16 protein-coding genes and 1 pseudogene are annotated in these 14,423 nt (G+C 69.3%); 6 read left to right on the top strand and 11 right to left on the bottom strand.

Annotated elements, in window-relative coordinates; genetic code table 11:
* The 10 genes from HFP15_RS30585 to HFP15_RS30540 all read right to left on the bottom strand — a co-directional run bounded on the left by HFP15_RS30585 (window position 1) and on the right by HFP15_RS30540 (window position 8,707).
* Entirely contained in the window at window positions 1–435 is a 435-nt protein-coding gene (locus HFP15_RS30585) for a MaoC family dehydratase (protein WP_312871824.1), read from the bottom strand.
* Window positions 432–896 carry a hypothetical protein gene (locus HFP15_RS30580; RefSeq protein ID WP_168520256.1) on the bottom strand — a complete coding sequence of 155 codons (465 nt, stop codon included), beginning with the start codon at window positions 894–896 and terminating at the stop codon, window positions 432–434. Before HFP15_RS30580 ends, HFP15_RS30585 begins: the two co-directional genes overlap by 4 nt.
* Window positions 893–1,654: an SDR family NAD(P)-dependent oxidoreductase gene (locus HFP15_RS30575; protein WP_168520255.1), complete on the bottom strand. Its 762-nt coding sequence runs from the start codon at window positions 1,652–1,654 to the stop codon at window positions 893–895. Before HFP15_RS30575 ends, HFP15_RS30580 begins: the two co-directional genes overlap by 4 nt.
* Complete coding sequence (locus HFP15_RS30570) at window positions 1,651–2,886, bottom strand: cytochrome P450 (protein ID WP_168520254.1); 1,236 nt, start codon at window positions 2,884–2,886, stop codon at window positions 1,651–1,653. The genes HFP15_RS30575 and HFP15_RS30570 overlap by 4 nt, the downstream gene beginning before the upstream one ends.
* On the bottom strand, window positions 2,879–4,009 hold the full coding sequence (locus HFP15_RS44000; RefSeq protein ID WP_168520253.1) for a thiolase family protein: 1,131 nt from the start codon (window positions 4,007–4,009) through the stop codon (window positions 2,879–2,881). The genes HFP15_RS30570 and HFP15_RS44000 overlap by 8 nt, the downstream gene beginning before the upstream one ends.
* Window positions 4,006–4,389 (bottom strand): Zn-ribbon domain-containing OB-fold protein, encoded by a 384-nt coding sequence (locus tag HFP15_RS30560; RefSeq protein WP_168520252.1) that lies wholly within the window; start codon window positions 4,387–4,389, stop codon window positions 4,006–4,008. Before HFP15_RS30560 ends, HFP15_RS44000 begins: the two co-directional genes overlap by 4 nt.
* A 17-nt stretch (window positions 4,390–4,406) precedes the next feature.
* Window positions 4,407–4,985 carry a nuclear transport factor 2 family protein gene (locus tag HFP15_RS30555; RefSeq protein WP_168520251.1) on the bottom strand — a complete coding sequence of 193 codons (579 nt, stop codon included), beginning with the start codon at window positions 4,983–4,985 and terminating at the stop codon, window positions 4,407–4,409.
* Window positions 4,982–6,445 (bottom strand): aldehyde dehydrogenase family protein, encoded by a 1,464-nt coding sequence (locus HFP15_RS30550; protein WP_168520250.1) that lies wholly within the window; start codon window positions 6,443–6,445, stop codon window positions 4,982–4,984. Before HFP15_RS30550 ends, HFP15_RS30555 begins: the two co-directional genes overlap by 4 nt.
* Before the next feature lie 26 nt (window positions 6,446–6,471).
* Entirely contained in the window at window positions 6,472–8,052 is a 1,581-nt protein-coding gene (locus HFP15_RS30545) for a class I adenylate-forming enzyme family protein (protein WP_168520249.1), read from the bottom strand.
* A gap of 148 nt (window positions 8,053–8,200) precedes the next feature.
* The gene (locus tag HFP15_RS30540) at window positions 8,201–8,707 is read right to left on the bottom strand and encodes a nuclear transport factor 2 family protein (protein WP_168520248.1); all 507 of its coding nucleotides are present in this window, start codon (window positions 8,705–8,707) and stop codon (window positions 8,201–8,203) included.
* Window positions 8,708–8,890: 183 nt separating this feature from the next.
* Between HFP15_RS30540 and HFP15_RS30535 the strand changes: the two genes are divergently transcribed.
* The 6 genes from HFP15_RS30535 (at window position 8,891) to HFP15_RS30510 (ending at window position 14,069) form a co-directional block, all read left to right on the top strand.
* Window positions 8,891–10,279 carry an MFS transporter gene (locus tag HFP15_RS30535; protein WP_168520247.1) on the top strand — a complete coding sequence of 463 codons (1,389 nt, stop codon included), beginning with the start codon at window positions 8,891–8,893 and terminating at the stop codon, window positions 10,277–10,279.
* Window positions 10,276–10,731 carry a MaoC/PaaZ C-terminal domain-containing protein gene (locus HFP15_RS30530; protein ID WP_210718085.1) on the top strand — a complete coding sequence of 152 codons (456 nt, stop codon included), beginning with the start codon at window positions 10,276–10,278 and terminating at the stop codon, window positions 10,729–10,731. Before HFP15_RS30535 ends, HFP15_RS30530 begins: the two co-directional genes overlap by 4 nt.
* On the top strand, window positions 10,728–11,483 hold the full coding sequence (locus tag HFP15_RS30525; protein ID WP_168520245.1) for an SDR family NAD(P)-dependent oxidoreductase: 756 nt from the start codon (window positions 10,728–10,730) through the stop codon (window positions 11,481–11,483). Before HFP15_RS30530 ends, HFP15_RS30525 begins: the two co-directional genes overlap by 4 nt.
* Before the next feature lie 20 nt (window positions 11,484–11,503).
* Entirely contained in the window at window positions 11,504–12,643 is a 1,140-nt protein-coding gene (locus tag HFP15_RS30520) for an NDMA-dependent alcohol dehydrogenase (protein ID WP_168520244.1), read from the top strand.
* On the top strand, window positions 12,636–13,406 hold the full coding sequence (locus tag HFP15_RS30515) for an SDR family NAD(P)-dependent oxidoreductase (protein WP_168520243.1): 771 nt from the start codon (window positions 12,636–12,638) through the stop codon (window positions 13,404–13,406). The genes HFP15_RS30520 and HFP15_RS30515 overlap by 8 nt, the downstream gene beginning before the upstream one ends.
* Window positions 13,407–13,838: 432 nt before the next feature.
* Window positions 13,839–14,069 (top strand): hypothetical protein, encoded by a 231-nt coding sequence (locus HFP15_RS30510; protein WP_168520242.1) that lies wholly within the window; start codon window positions 13,839–13,841, stop codon window positions 14,067–14,069.
* A 23-nt stretch (window positions 14,070–14,092) separates the two neighbouring features.
* Here the strand turns inward: HFP15_RS30510 and HFP15_RS30505 are convergent.
* Window positions 14,093–14,314 (bottom strand): annotated as a pseudogene (locus HFP15_RS30505) (IS3 family transposase); the annotation flags it as partial.
* Window positions 14,315–14,423 lie beyond the last annotated feature (109 nt).

Below are 14,423 nucleotides of genomic sequence, written 5' to 3'. Positions count from 1 at the left end.
TCAGGCCCCCGCAACGTCCGCGGCCAGCCGGACGCGCGCGGTGCCGGTGAGCGCCGCGGTGTCGCCGTCCGGGCGGACGATGTCCAGGCGCACATCGCACTCCGCCACCAGATCCGGGCCGTCCCCGTGCAGACCGGTGACCACCCCGCGCGCCACGACGCGGTCGCCGGCGAGGACGTTCGCTCGGAACCGCACGGCGAGCCGCTCCACGGCGGTGGTGCACCCGGCCCACGCGGCCAGCATGTTCAGGACGTAGCCCATGTTGCTGGGCCCCTGGTTCACCGGACGGTCGCCCATTCCGAGTGCCTCGACCGCGGACACGTCGAAGTGGATCGGATTGGGGTCAGCGAGCAGGGCCGCCATCGTCTTCATCTTCTCGGCGCTGACCTCGCGCACCTCCCATTCGGGCAGCAGAGAGCCGACCTGCACGCTCACGACTTCCTCCTCGGGTAGACGATCGAGTTGCGGCTCACCGCGACCATGCGGTCGCGGTGCAGCACATCGAGCCGGAAGCCGACGATGTCGAACACACCGGTCCGTTTGCCCTCCTTGCGGTCGGCCGAGTCGAACTCGCCGCGGACCACGTACTCGGTCCCGACCCGCAGGGGGGTGTGCACGACCGTCTCGCTCTCGCCGAACATGGGGCCGTCCGCCGCGGTCGCTCCGCAGCACGCGAACAGCTCGTCCCAGGTCAGCCCCATCGCTCCGGTCGAGGCGACGTAGACGAACAACGGGTGGACGATTCCGGGCGGTGTCGCTGCAGGGTCGGCCTGCACCACGTCCGCGAGCAGCCACGCCTGCCAGGGTTCGATGGTGAACCGGCCACCCGGCAGCGGCGTGCCGGGCAGTGCGGCGAGCCGGCCGGGCGAGAACCCGGTCCCGATGCCGGTGCTCATGCCGTCGCCCCTCCGTCCACTGTCAACGCCGCGCCCGTGACGTACGCGGCGGCTTCCGAGGCCAGGAACACCACGGGGCCGGCGACGTCCCTGGCCCGGCCCCACCGGCCGAGCGGGATCACGTGGTCGGTCTTCAGCGCCGCCATCGCGTCCTGGCCCTCGTAGGCGGCCCAGCCCTCGGTCTCGATCAGGCCCGGCACCACGGCGTTGGCCCGGATCCCGCGCGGTCCCCACTCCTTGGCCATGGAGCGGGTGAGCATCAGCAGCCCGCTCTTGGCGGCCGAGTAGAAGGCCATGCCCTCCTGCGCACGGAGACCAACGAGGGAACCGATGTTGACCACGCTCCCCCGGCCGCGCCGGATCATGCCGGGTACCGCGGCCTTGGCCACCAGATAGGGAGCGGTCAGGTTGAGCGCCACCGTCTTGTCCCAGCCCCGGCGCTCGGTCTCCAGCAACGGTGCCAAGAATCGCGCTCCACCGGCGTTGTTGACCACGACGTCGATTCCGTCCAGCTCCTTCTCGACGAGCTCGACGGCGGCGAGCACCTGGTCTTCGTCCGTCACGTCGGCGACGGCGACCGCGGCCCGCCTGCCCAGCCCGCGGACGGTCTCGGCGGTCTCCCGCAGAGCGGTTTCCCGGCGTGCGACCAGCCCGACATCGGCACCCGCCTCGGCCAGTGCCACTGCGATCTCCCGCCCGATGTCGCCGCTGGCTCCGGTCACGAGCGCGCTGCACCCGGCCAGCGTGCCGGCGCTCATCGCCGCACTCCGAGGTGGTGCATGCCGCGGCTGATCAGCGTGGCGTGCCAGGACTCGGGAACGTCCGGATCCAGCTCGAGTTCGGGCACGTTTCGGATCAGCGTGCCCAGAGCGACGGACGCCTCCAGCCGCGCGAGGAAGTTCCCAATGCAGTGGTGGATGCCGAAGCCGAAGCTCACGTGCCTGTTGGGCGTGCGGTCGAGGATCAGCTCGTCGGCCCGCTCGAACGCGTCCGCGTCCCGGTTGGCCGACGCTTGCACCAGATAGACCTGTTCACCCGGGCGCAGCGTCCGCCCGCCGAGCTCGGTATCGGCCGCCACTCGCCGGACCTCCATTTTGGACGGACCGTCGTAGCGCAGCAGCTCCTCGACGGCCTTGCGCATCAGGTCCGGCTCGGCCCGCAGCCGTGCCAGCTGTCCGGGGTTGCGGCACAGCGACCGGAAGCCGTTGGCGATCAGGTTGGTCGTGGTCTCGTGCCCCCCGAAGACGAGCAGCACGCAAGTGGCGACCAGCTCGTCGTCGGTCAGTGGCGGATCGGTCTCGGTGGAATTGAGCATCCGGCTGATCAGGTTGTCGCCGGGATCGGCGCGGAACCTCGCGACCAGGCCCCGCAGGTAGTCGGCCAGCTCCACCAGACCGCGCTGGGCCTCACTCCGCCGCTCGGCGTTGCCCGCCGCGCCGAACACCAACACGAGGATCTGGTCCGACCACGCCTTGAACAGGTCCCGGTCCGCCGGCGGGACACCCATCAGCTCGGCGATCACCACCGCCGGGATCGGATAGGCGAAGTCGGTCACGAGATCGAATCGGGACCGGTCGGCCAAAGCATCCACAGTGGACTTGACGACGGACTCGACCCGCGGCCGCATCCGCTCGACCGACCCCGCGGAGAACGCGGGCAGCACCAGCTTCCGCAGCCGGGTGTGCTCCGGCGGGTCGAGGAAGACCATCCAGTCGCCCAGGATGTCGAAAGTGGGCTTGCGCTCGGCCTGCTCCTGGGCGGACAGCTTGCTCTCATAGATCGGCCGGACGCGGTCGGAGGACAGCGCCGGGTCGCGAAGCGCCTTGATGACGTCGGCGTGCCGGTAGGCGAACCACGCCCGGTATTGCGGGTTCCAGTGCACCGGGTCGTTGTCGCGCATGTGCGCGAAGTACGGGAACGGATCGGCCACCCGGTCCGGCCGCAGGATGTCGTGGTCCGCGTCCGCGGGCAGGGAAGTCGTCTCAGCCACCGAGCACCGCCACGACGCATCCGTTGCCGTCGATGCCCGCGGTGCCGCCGCCCATCGTCTCGACGACCGCGGTACGCGCTCCGGCAACCTGACGGGCGCCAGCCTCGTCCCTCAGCTGCCACACGGCTTCGGCGATCTGAGCCAGGCCCGTCGCCCCCAGGGGGTGTCCCCTGCTCAGCAGTCCTCCGGACGGATTCACGGGTTGGGCTCCTCCCAGATCGGTGTGTCCTTTGCGGAGGAGGACCGTGCCCTCCCCCTCGGCCGCGATTCCCAGGGCCTCGCTGGTCACGATCTCGCCGATGGTGAAGGCGTCGTGTATCTCGAACAGGTCGACGTCGGCCGGCCCCAGACCGGCCTGCTCGTAGGCTTCCGCCGCGGTGTCACGGACGAGGCCGTGCCCCCAGTGGCTGGTCGCCCGCTGGTCCCACAGCGCACCCGACCGCAGAGCCGTGGCGCGCAGCGGGACATCCCTCGTGCCCGGCCGCCAAGGACCGAGCACCGCCGCGGCCGCGGCGTCGGAGAGGTCGCAGCATTGCAACAGGGTCAGCGGGTCGGCGATCATCCGGGAGGCGAGCACCTCCTCCAGCGTCACCACCTTGCCGTGTTGTGCGCGTGGGTTGAGCGCACCGTGCCGGCGGTTCTTGACCGCTACCAGCGCGAGGTCCTCCAGTGTGACTCCGGGGTGGGTGGCCAGGTACCGGCTCGCGACCGCGGCGTAGACCGACGGCAAAGCCATCCCGGCCCGTCCTTCGATGTCAGAGGGCTCCGGGGTGATCGGGCCGGCGAAGTGCGCTGTCATTGTCTCGATACCGAGGCAGAGCACGTTCTCGTAGCGGCCGCTGTCCACCGCCCAGCGCGCCTCGTGCAGGGCCGTGGTGCCGGTCGCGCACGCGTTTTCGACCGTGACGATCGGAACCCCGGTGATCCCGAGCGTCTGCAACGCGCGCTGGGCAGTGCCTGGCGCGCCGAAAACAGTACCCGCGTACACCGCGTCGACCCGGTCCCGTCCCAGTTCCGCATCGCGCAACGCCTCCACGACGGCCGCTTGCGCGAGCGCGGGTGCGGACAACTGTGGCTGCCTGCCGAAGTGCGAGGTCCCGACCCCGCGGACTCCCGCCGTCACGACGCCTCCTCCGCGCGGACCCGGAGATCGCCCTGCGCCGAAACCCCGGTCAGCACGACCCTGGTGCCGACCGGCAGCGGGGACACGTCGGCGGACACCTCGGCGAGGACGCGCGGCCCTTCGTCGAGGTCCACGTAGCTCAGACCGCGCGGGCTGGGCCTGCCCGGCACGCGGACCCGCAGGCAGGTCGAGGCGAACACGGTTCCCGACGGGCCGAAGGTGGCCTCCGCCAGTGCCCCGCCGCAGACCGGGCAATCCGGCATCGGCTGGAAAGCCGGGTAGCCACAGGCGCCGCACCGGAACCCCGCCACGACTGGTTCGTCCCGCGACGCCAGCCTCGGCCGCGGATCCGGCGTGCCGATCGTTTCCACGTTCACCATGACACCTCCCGCGCTCATTATATACTACCAATCGCTTGGTCAAAATAATTACGGAGAACTCCGTACGACTCGTCGAAACGGTCCCGGGTGCTCCGCGCCCCCGGCGCTTCGGGATTGTTCGGCCTGATCAGCGGTTTGCCGGGCACTGCGGGAACCGGGTCGGTCCGCGCCCAGTCACGCACCGCGACGCGGTGCTGGATCGCCCACGCGCCGGCCCGCCGCTCGAAGCGATCCAGGTAGCGACCGCCCGAAAGCGAGTCAATCGCGCCATCCCCGGAAGGTATCCGCAGCGTCAGCGTCCAGTACGTCTCCACTCCCGCCTCGTTCCCCGCCAGATCGATGATCGTGTTGGTGACGACGTGCCGCGTGCAGAGCATCGCGGCGTGCACCGGCCACAGCCAGTCGACGAAACCCGCCGCGGTGCCCTTGTAGAGCGGCGCGTGGTCGTCGGTTCCACCGGGATGCCAGCAGGAAAGCGTGAGCGCGCGGTCCATCCGGTCGAGCCCGCGGCTGTAGCGGTGGATCACGTCCGTGATCGCCAGACGGTCGGCGCATTCCGTGGCGCTCGGCGGGACCGCGCCGTGGAGCGCGCTCACGAGAGCTTCACCGACTTGACGCGGAGGAACTCGGCGATGCCTTCGGCGCCGTTCTCCCGCCCGAACCCCGATTGGCGGGTCCCGCCGAACGGGGCGAACAGCGACACCCCCGCGGTGTTGATCGACACGGTGCCCGAATCCAGCCGAGCCGCAACGTCCGCGGCGACGTCCTCGTCGTCGGCGTAGACCGACGCCGCGAGCCCGTACCTCGTGCCATTAGCCAGTGCGATCGCGTCCGCCAGGTCCTCGCCCTCGTCGTCGCCGTAGGTGAGCACGCACAGCACCGGTCCGAAGATCTCTTCCTGGGCGATGCGCATGTGCGGCTCGACATCCACGAACACCGTCGGCGAGACATAGTGCCCCGGGCGCGGGTCCTCCGTCTGCCCACCGAGCACCGGCGTGGCGCCTTCGGCGATCCCGATGGCGATGTACTCCCGGACGCGCTCGTACTGCCGCAGTGAGGACAGCGGGCCGAGATCGGACGCGGGGTCGCCCGGATCGCCGACCCTCATCTCCGACAGCGCCCCGACGACAGCTTCCACGAACTCGCCTCGGCGCCGCTTCGGGACGATGAGCCTGGTCAGCGCGGCACAGATCTGCCCTTGATAGGCGATGAAACCGGGCACGAAAGACGGCAGCACCTTGTCGACCGCTATGTCGCCGACGACGATCGCGGGCGATTTGCCACCGAGCTCCAGGGTGAGCCCGGTCAGGTGAGGAGCGCAGGCCGCCATGACTTGACGGCCTGCCGCGACAGAACCGGTGAGGCTCACCTTGTCCACCCGCGGATCCGCCACGAGGCGCTCACTGACGCCGGTCGGTGCGGCGAGGATGCTCAGGACACCGGCGGGCAGCCCGGCCTCCCCCGCGCACTCGGCGATCAGCCTGCTGGTGAGCTGCGACTCGACGGCGGTCTTCACCACCACGGTGCAGCCTGCGAGGAGCGCGGGTACAACCTTCATCGCGAAATAGAGCGCGGGGCCGTTCCACGTCGTCACCACGACCGCCACGCCGACCGGTTCGCGCAGGACCCGGACCCTGCCGTCCGGCAGATCGCGGACCTCGCGCGTGACCAGCGCACGAGCGTGCGCGACCTGGTCCCGCCACATGAGCTCGACCGCATCGTTCAGTGCGGCGGCGTGTGCGGCCGTCGGTCCCGACTCCTGAACCCATGCCCGGTCGATCTCCCGGCGGCGGCGCGCGAACGCCGCCCCGAACGCCTCGACCAGGTCGGCGCGCCGGGACGCCGGGAGGCGGGACCAGCGACCGTCGTCGAAAGCCGCACGAGCGCGCGCCAACGACTCGTCGGCGTCCTCGGCGGACGGAAGCAGCACCCTGGCGACGGGCTCTCCGGTAGCCGGAGAGAGCACATCGTACGGTTCCCCGTGGGCGCGTTCCCAAGTCCCGCCCACGAAAACGCGCTCGGTCGCCGCGAACCGAGCCGTCGATGAGTTCGTCATGAAAGTCCTTTCGGTGCTTTCGCCGGTCATTCGGAAAGCCCGAGCTCGACGCAGAGCTCGTCGCGCAGGCGGAACTTCTGGATCTTGGTGGCGGACATCGGCCAGCTCGTCCGGAGGACGAGGTAACGCGGAACCTTGTAGCGGGCGAGCGCGTGACGGCAGTGCTCGAGGAGCTCTTCGGGCGTGACGGCCGCGCCGGGTCTGAGCTCCACGGCCGCCGCAGGCACCTCGACCAGCCTGGCGTCGGGCACTCCCACCACGGCAACCTGGACGACGGCCGGGTGTGCCACCAGCACGCTCTCGATCTCGAGCGCTGCCACGTTCTCCCCGCCGACCTTGATCATGTCCTTGTACCGGCCGCGGTAGCTGATCGTCCCGTCGGCGGCCACCGAACCGCGGTCACCGGTGCGCAACCAGCCGTCCGCGGTCACCGACTCACCGTGGTCCCCCGCGTGCCAGTAGCCACCGAAGACGCTCCAGCCCCGGATGACGAGCTCGCCGACCTCGCCGGCACCGAGGATCTCGCCGCTGAACGGATCCCTGGCCGCGACACGCATACCGGGAAAAGGCTTTCCCTGCGTGGACACCCGGGAACCGAGGGCGTCGGCCATCAGGTTCATCGCGCTCACCCCGCCGGCCTCGCTGCAGCCGTACGCGCTCAGCTGCACAGTCTTCGGCGTCCGTTCCTGCAGCTTCCGCAAGGCCTCCGGGGGCGCGACGTTCAGCATCACGCGTATCCGGGCCAGCGACTCCGGCGTGTGGTCGGGGTGGTCGAGCAGCGCCTCGGTGATCGCCGGGAAGGCGGGCCAGGCCGCGGTCACCTGTTCCCGGCGGATCTGGGCAAGCGCCGCTCCGGCGGCGAAGGTGGACTGGGTGACGAACGCGGCCCCTGCGTCGATGCAAGCAATCAACGGCAGCAGGAAGCTCAGGTGGAAGATCGGCAGCGGATCCCACAGGCGGTCGGCCGCGGTGAGCTCGAAGCGGTACCTGCCGATGCTGATTCCGTTGCCCAATAAGGCTTCGTGGTTCAACGGGCAGCCCTTGGGCATCGACGTCGTACCCGAGGTGTAGATCATCAACGCGAGGTCGGACAGGGCGATCGGCTGGGCGGGCAACTCGGGCACGGGCTCGATGTCCTCGAGCCTCCGCGCCCGGAGGCTCGAGGAGGCTCCGATGACCAGGATCTCGCGCAGCGTCGGCACTTCCCGAGCACGGAGTCGACCGTTGCTGTCCAGTCCCAGGCCGGGAATCGCGGCTCGCAGCCTGCCCTCGAAGTCGACCCGGTCGGTGTGCACGTCCGAGACCAGCAGCACCTCGAGCTCGGCGTCAGCCACCGCGTGCGCGAGTTCGCGAGGAGCGAACCGAGTGTTGAGCACGACCGCCACCGCGCCGAGCAGGCCGCACGCGAAAACAGCCTGCACCGCTTCCGCCGAATTGGGGAGCAACAGGCCGACTCGCCCACCGTGGCCGACGCCGAGCGCGGCCAGCCTGGCCGCGGTGAGCTTCACCCGCTCGGCCATCTCCGCGTAGCTGCAGGCGACGTCGTCGACCACGAGCAGGGTCGACGAGGGGTGCTCACGTGCCCGATCCAGGAGCAGATGTCCCATCGGAGGGGTGTCAACCGGGCTACGCGCGGTGCGGTCGTCCAACTGGGTCACGGCGCCGACCTCCAGCATCGTTGCGACAGGATCAGCAGGAACGCTAGCCCACTTCTTTTATTAAGCCAACCGATTGTTCGAACTAATTCTGCGCACCTCACACATCGGCCTCGACGCCCGGCGCCAACGGACGCGCAGCCTCGCCCCTGAGCGCGACACCCCGTTCGAGCGCGAGCGGCATGATCGCGGCGTCACCATGAACCCAGCGGACGACGAGCCGGGTCGCTGTCAGGCGCCACCGTCCGTCCCGGCGACGGTAGGCGTCCTCATAGCGGCCGCCGATGGTGAAGCGACAACCGTCGAGGAGGTGCTCGGCGGTCATCGCCATCGTGCTCCCCGCCGCGTCGCCAGCGAGCTCCACAACGGGGTTCGACAAGGAGTGCTGCGTCGCGTCGAAGCCGGGAAACAACGTGGCCAGATAGGCAATCCACTCCTCAGCCGGAACTCGCCCCGGAACTCGCTCCGAAGCGTAGGACGAGTAGTCCAGCTCGACCTGCGTGTCGACGACCGCGCGAGCCAAGTCCCAGTCGCGCCCGTCAATGGCGGCGGCGAGCCGGTACCGCGTCTGGCAGATCTCGATCCAGTCGACCTCAGTACTTATCATGCTGATAAGCCTCTCACCTGTGGTTAATTATTTCAAACTACCGATTGGTTGCCCTTCTGGGTGTGTGCTGTTAGATTCCGATCCCGTCGGCTGTACCGGTGATTACAGCGCGGAGCTACCGCGATTCCCGGTCACGCCGACCCGGCCGAGTGGTGCTATCTCCCCAACGAAGAGGACACACCCATGAGACAAGCTCAGCAGGTCGATGTCGCGGCGGTCATCGACGCCGCGCCCCTGTCGAGGCTCCAGGTGCGCACCATCGCCCTGTGCATAGCGATCGCCGTCCTGGACGGGTTCGACGCGCAGGCGATCGGGTTCGCCGCCCCCGCGATCTCGACCGAATGGCACATTCCCGTCGCCGGATTCGGCCTGGTCTTCGCAGCCGGCCTGTTCGGGATGATGGTGGGCGGCATGGTCTTCGGGCCGGTGGCCGACCGTCTCGGGCGCCGGCGGGTCGTACTGGTCTCCACCGCGACCTTCTCCGTCTTCGCTCTGGCGCACACACTGGCACCGAACACCGACGTGCTGCTCGTTCTGAGGTTCTTGTGCGGAATCGGGCTGGGCGGCATCACGCCGAACCTGATCGCACTGGCCTCCGAGTACTCGCCCGCCCGCCGGCGCGGCACCATCGTGACGCTGGTGGTCGCGGCGATGTCGCTCGGCGGCTTCCTCGGCGGCTTCCTCGCCACCGCGTTGATCCCGAGCTTCGGCTGGCAATCGGTGTTCGTGGTCGGTGGCACGTTGCCGCTGATCTTGCTCGCCGTCGGGAGCCGAGCACTCCCCGAGTCGATCCGCTTCCTCGTGACGACTGGACGGTCGGAACGTGCGGCCACTCTGCTCAGCAGGATCTCGCCTGCCACCGAAATCGACGAGCGCACCGAACTCTTGCTCCCCGAGACCACGGCGCGCCGGTCACCGGTCCGGACCTTGTTCGTCCAGCACCGAGGCCTCATCACCGTTCTGCTGTGGACGGTGTTCTTCATGAACCTGCTGGTCATCTACTTCCTGCTGAACTGGATGCCCTCGCTGTTCAAACAGGCGGGGCTCAGCGCATCGCTCGCCCTGATCGCGACGTCGCTCTACAACCTCGGGGGTGTGATCGGCAGCATCGGCATCGGCTACCTGGCCGACCGGAGCCGGTCGACGTTCCGCCTGCTCGCCATCGGCTACGTCGCCGCCGCCGTGCTGATCGGTCTCACCGCCGCCGTCGCGGGCAACGCCCCGCTCATGTTGACCGCGGTTTTCCTCGTGGGTGTGGGGATCTCAGGCAACCAGACCGGGATCAGCGCAGTGGCCGCGGACGTGTACCCAACGGTCGCGCGGGCCACGGGCGTCGGCTGGGCCTACGGCATCGGCCGCATTGGCTCGATCATCGGGCCGGTGGTGGGTGGACTGCTCATCGCGGCCGGGCTGGCCGCGATCACCATCTTCAGCCTGACCATCGTGCCGACGATCGTCGCCGCGCTGGGCATCGTCGCGCTCGCGGCCGCCGTACGCCGGCGCCGGACCGTCGAGTCTGCCGAGTCCCCCGCGACCGAGGTCGCCGGTCCCGCCACGCAGAGCAGCACGTGACGCTGCATCTGGACGATCTCCCCGTGGGAAGCCGGTTCGCACTGGACGACCTGGTGCTCTCCGAGGCCCAGATCATCGATTTCGCCCGCCGGTTCGATGCGCAGCCCTTCCACGTCGATCCGGCAGCCGCAGCGGCCGGTCCCTTCGGTGGCCTGGTCGCGAGCGGGTTGCAGACGGTGTCGGAACTCGTCAGCCGGTGGGTGAGCGCTGTGATGGTGAGAGCGGCGGGCCTCGGCTCGCCGGCCATCGAGGCGATCCGGTTCCTGCAGCCGGTACGGCCCAGCCGTCGCTACACCGCGCGAGCCGAAGTCATCGGCAGCCGGCGGTCTCGGCGCGACCCCACCCAGGGAGTACTCACCGTCTTGCTGGAGCTCGCGGACAGCGGCACGCCCGTGCTCACCGTGGAACCGATCATCCTGATCGCGACCCGACCCGGAAGGACCGAGAAATGATCTTGGAAGGCGGCGTGGCCCTGGTGACCGGGGGCGCCTCGGGGCTGGGTGCCGCGACGGTCGAACGCCTGCGGCGCGACGGCGCCCAGGTGGTGCTGCTCGATCTCCCGGATGCGCCGGGCGCCCTCGTCGCGGAGCGGACCGGCTCGGTGTTCGCGCCGGCCGACGTGCGCGACACGGACGCGGTCGCCGCCGCCGTAGCGGCTGCGACCGGGCTCGGTCCGTTGCGCGTGGTGGTGAACTGTGCAGGCGTGGGAGACCCGGCCCGCACGCTCGGCCGCGACGGTCCGCTGGATCTCGAGCGGTTCCGCCGGATCGTGGAGATCAACCTGATCGGGACCTTCAACGTGCTCAGACTGGGCGCCGCGGCCATGGCCGGCACGCCCTCGGTAAACGGTGAGCGCGGCGTGGTGGTCAACACGGCTTCGGCCGCTGCTTTCGACGGGCAGATCGGGCAGGCGTCCTATTCCGCCTCGAAGGCCGCGATCGCGGGCATGACGCTGCCGATCGCGCGGGACCTCGCCCGGTCGCTCATCAGGGTCGTCTCCATCGCCCCCGGCATGTTCGAGACGCCCATCCTGGACGCACTCTCCGCCGAAGCGCGGGCGTCCATCGCGGCACAGGTCCCGCACCCGTCGCGGCTCGGCAGGCCGGCCGAGTTCGCCGATCTCGTCGCGCACGTGATCGCCAACCCCATGCTCAACGGCGAGACCATCCGGCTCGACGGGGCCATCCGGCTCGCTCCCCGCTGACATCCAAGGAAGGAACCAGAGTGCGAACCCGAGCATCGATCCTGCGTTCGGCCCCCGGCTTGTTCGAGCCCGCCGTGGTCGAACTCGAAGAGCCACGCACCGGGGAGATCACGGTCAGGCTCACCGCAGCAGGTCTCTGCCACTCCGACGACCACTACGCGACCGGCGACATCCCGGCAGGGATCTATCCGCTCTGCGGCGGGCACGAGGGCTCCGGCGTGGTGGTCGACGTCGGACCGCACACAGCGGGCTGGGCGGTCGGCGATCACGTGGTGTTCGCCTTCGTCCCGGCTTGCGGGCGATGCCGGTGGTGCGCCGAAGGCAAACAGAACCTCTGCGATCTCGGTGCGACGATGCTGTCCGGAGCCCGTTTCGAAGATCCGGACAGCTACCGGATGAGCCTGGACGGCGCGCCGGTCGGCCAGGTTTGCGGAGTGTCGACCTTCAGCGAGCTGACCACGGTCAGCGTCAACTCCGCGGTGAAGGTCGATCCCGGCGTGCCGCTCGCTCCGCTGGCGCTACTCGGCTGCTGTGTCGGCACGGGCTGGGGCTCGTCCGTCAACGCCGCCGAGGTGGCACCCGGGCAAACGGTGATCGTCATGGGCACCGGCGGCATCGGCATGAGTGCGGTCCAGGGAGCCGCGCACGCGGGCGCCGCCGACATCATCGCGGTCGATCCCGCTGGCCTCAAACGTGAGGTGGCCATGAAACTGGGGGCGACGCACGCGGTCGCCGGCATCGAAGAAGCAGCTGAAATCGCCCGCTCGCTCACCAACGGTCAGGGCGCGGACGCCGCGGTCGTCACCGTGGGCATCACCACCGGGGAGCACGTCGGGCAAGCGCTGGGCAGCATCCGCAAGGACGGCGTGGTCGTGGTGACGGGGGCGGGACCGGCGGCGGTCGGTTCGCTTCCGGTGAACCTCCTCGACCTCACCATGTCGCAGAAGAGGGTGGTCGGCGCGCTCTACGGCAAGAGCAGTCCGTTTTCCATGGTGCCGAAGCTGGTCGAGCTCTACGGCTCGGGAAAGCTGAAACTGGACGAGATGGTCACCCGTCGGTACCGCCTCGACCAAGTGGCCGAAGGCTACGCGGACATGCACGCGGGCCGGATTGTGCGCGGCATGGTCGCGTTCGACGAGGAGGGACCGAAGAGTGCCTGAAGCGCAGCCGGATACAGGCGTCGCGCTCGTCGTCGGCGGCAGCGGGGCCATCGGCCGCGCCACCGCCGTACGACTGGCCCGGCTCGGCCGGGACGTCGTCATCGGCTTCCACGGCCGGAAACCGGAGGCGGAGACCACCGCCGGACTCGTGCGGGCCGAGGGCAGACAGGCATTCGTCCAGCGCCTGGACCTGGCCGATCCTGGCTCGGTCCGCGCCGCCATCGGGGAGATCCTGGAGCGCGCCGGCCGCCTCGACACGCTCGTCCAGGCCGCCTCCCCGCTGAACTCGCAGATCTGGGCCAGTGCGATCACTCCCGAGCGATACCGGGACCAGCTGGTCGCCGACTCCTCGGGCACCTTCTCCGTGATCTCCGCGGCCCTGCCCGCACTGCGCCGGTCCGCCGGATGCGTCGTCGTGGTCAGTACAGTCGCGAACCGCCGCTACGTCCTGCGGGACGTCCTGTCCAGCGCTCCGAAGGCGGCGAACGAGGCGTTGGTCAAGGCAATAGCGGCCGAGGAAGGAAGATTCGGGGTCCGGGCCAACGCGGTCGGCGTCGGCATTCTCGACGAGGGGATGACCCAGGCGCTGCTCGCCAGCGGTGACATCAAGCCCGGCGAGCTCGACGTGGCTCTGGGGCGCATTCCTCTGCGCGCACTCGGCAAAGCGTCGGACATCGCCGATGCGGTGGCATTCCTGGCCTCGCCTCAAGCGCACTACATCACAGGCCAATGGCTCGACGTGGACGGCGGCTACAGCCTCTAGCAGCGCCTCACCCACGACCGCACATCCATTGAGGACCGATTGAACCGATGCCTTCACCGACTTAGACGATCCCACCTGCGGAGCCGCCAAGCGGATGATCCCGATACCACGGCGTGTGTGGTGGCGTACCTTTCGTTGAAGCGACGCAAATCCCGCAGCCCCGGCGGCGCACTCCGATGCTGGACGTCGTCGATCTTGGCGCATGCGCCGGGGATGTGGAGGCGGGTGAAGGGTTCGGGCAAGCGGCGGATGAGATCGAAACAGCCGCCGCGTCCGACCCGACACACGACAACGTCCCGCCACATACCTCACCGGGGTGGGCGAAGCCGTGCGGCGGCAATCAGGGGCCATCTACGTCGCCATGACCGGATTCGTCCCAACGACCGACATCGAATCGGCGCCGGTGACGCATTCAGTGCGCTCGGCGACCTCATGCTCAACGGCCTGAGCGCGCCCAAGCCACAGCCCCTCCAGGACGGTGGTCGCACGCTCTGCCTCGGCGTCAATCTCCCGGTTGCGCTCGTCGGTGGCACCACGCCACTGGCGATGACCTCCCTGACCGAGGTGGCGTCGTCTCCCGCACTCGGTGGGACGCTGTGGTGGATCGCCGGCGCCCTGCTCGCGTTCGTCGCCTTCCTCACCGTGCGGCGGAAAGTCGCGTAGCGACGATTGATGTCGACCCCGTTTCACGGACTCGTCGGCGAGGAGATCGGGTCCGACGGAGGGTCGTTGGTTTCGAACTGTACGGGGCTGAGCCAGTCCAGTGCGGAGTGGCGGCGCCGGCGGTTGTAGAAGCCTTCGATGTATTCGAAGATCGCGTTGGCCAACTCGACGCGGGCGCGCCAGCGTTGGCGGTCGAGTAGCTCGGTCTGCATACGGCCCCAGAAGGATTCGATGACGGCGTTGTCGTAGGGTTATCCGGCTAATGATCTTGGATTCTGGCTATTGGCCGGCTAATGTCGTCAGCCTTTCGGGGGTTGGAGTTTCCGGAGTTTTTCTTCGTGGCGGCGGACTCGG

The organism is Amycolatopsis acididurans (assembly GCF_012328925.1).
Taxonomy (GTDB): domain Bacteria; phylum Actinomycetota; class Actinomycetes; order Mycobacteriales; family Pseudonocardiaceae; genus Amycolatopsis_E; species Amycolatopsis_E acididurans.
Note: the sequence above shows the minus strand (reverse complement) of the source record. Positions and strands in the feature narration are given on the sequence as shown.

What these genes read in the sequence shown, in the direction of transcription:
- HFP15_RS30575 (WP_168520255.1), bottom strand. Translation starts at nt 1,654, where the DNA reads ATGAGCGCCGGCACGCTGGCCGGGTGCAGCGCGCTCGTGACCGGAGCC.
- HFP15_RS30560 (WP_168520252.1), bottom strand. Translation starts at nt 4,389, where the DNA reads ATGGTGAACGTGGAAACGATCGGCACGCCGGATCCGCGGCCGAGGCTG.
- HFP15_RS30510 (WP_168520242.1), top strand. Translation starts at nt 13,839, where the DNA reads ATGCTCAACGGCCTGAGCGCGCCCAAGCCACAGCCCCTCCAGGACGGT.
- HFP15_RS30580 (WP_168520256.1), bottom strand. Translation starts at nt 896, where the DNA reads ATGAGCACCGGCATCGGGACCGGGTTCTCGCCCGGCCGGCTCGCCGCA.
- HFP15_RS30550 (WP_168520250.1), bottom strand. Translation starts at nt 6,445, where the DNA reads ATGACGAACTCATCGACGGCTCGGTTCGCGGCGACCGAGCGCGTTTTC.
- HFP15_RS30545 (WP_168520249.1), bottom strand. Translation starts at nt 8,052, where the DNA reads ATGGGACATCTGCTCCTGGATCGGGCACGTGAGCACCCCTCGTCGACC.
- HFP15_RS30540 (WP_168520248.1), bottom strand. Translation starts at nt 8,707, where the DNA reads ATGATAAGTACTGAGGTCGACTGGATCGAGATCTGCCAGACGCGGTAC.
- HFP15_RS30535 (WP_168520247.1), top strand. Translation starts at nt 8,891, where the DNA reads ATGAGACAAGCTCAGCAGGTCGATGTCGCGGCGGTCATCGACGCCGCG.
- HFP15_RS30525 (WP_168520245.1), top strand. Translation starts at nt 10,728, where the DNA reads ATGATCTTGGAAGGCGGCGTGGCCCTGGTGACCGGGGGCGCCTCGGGG.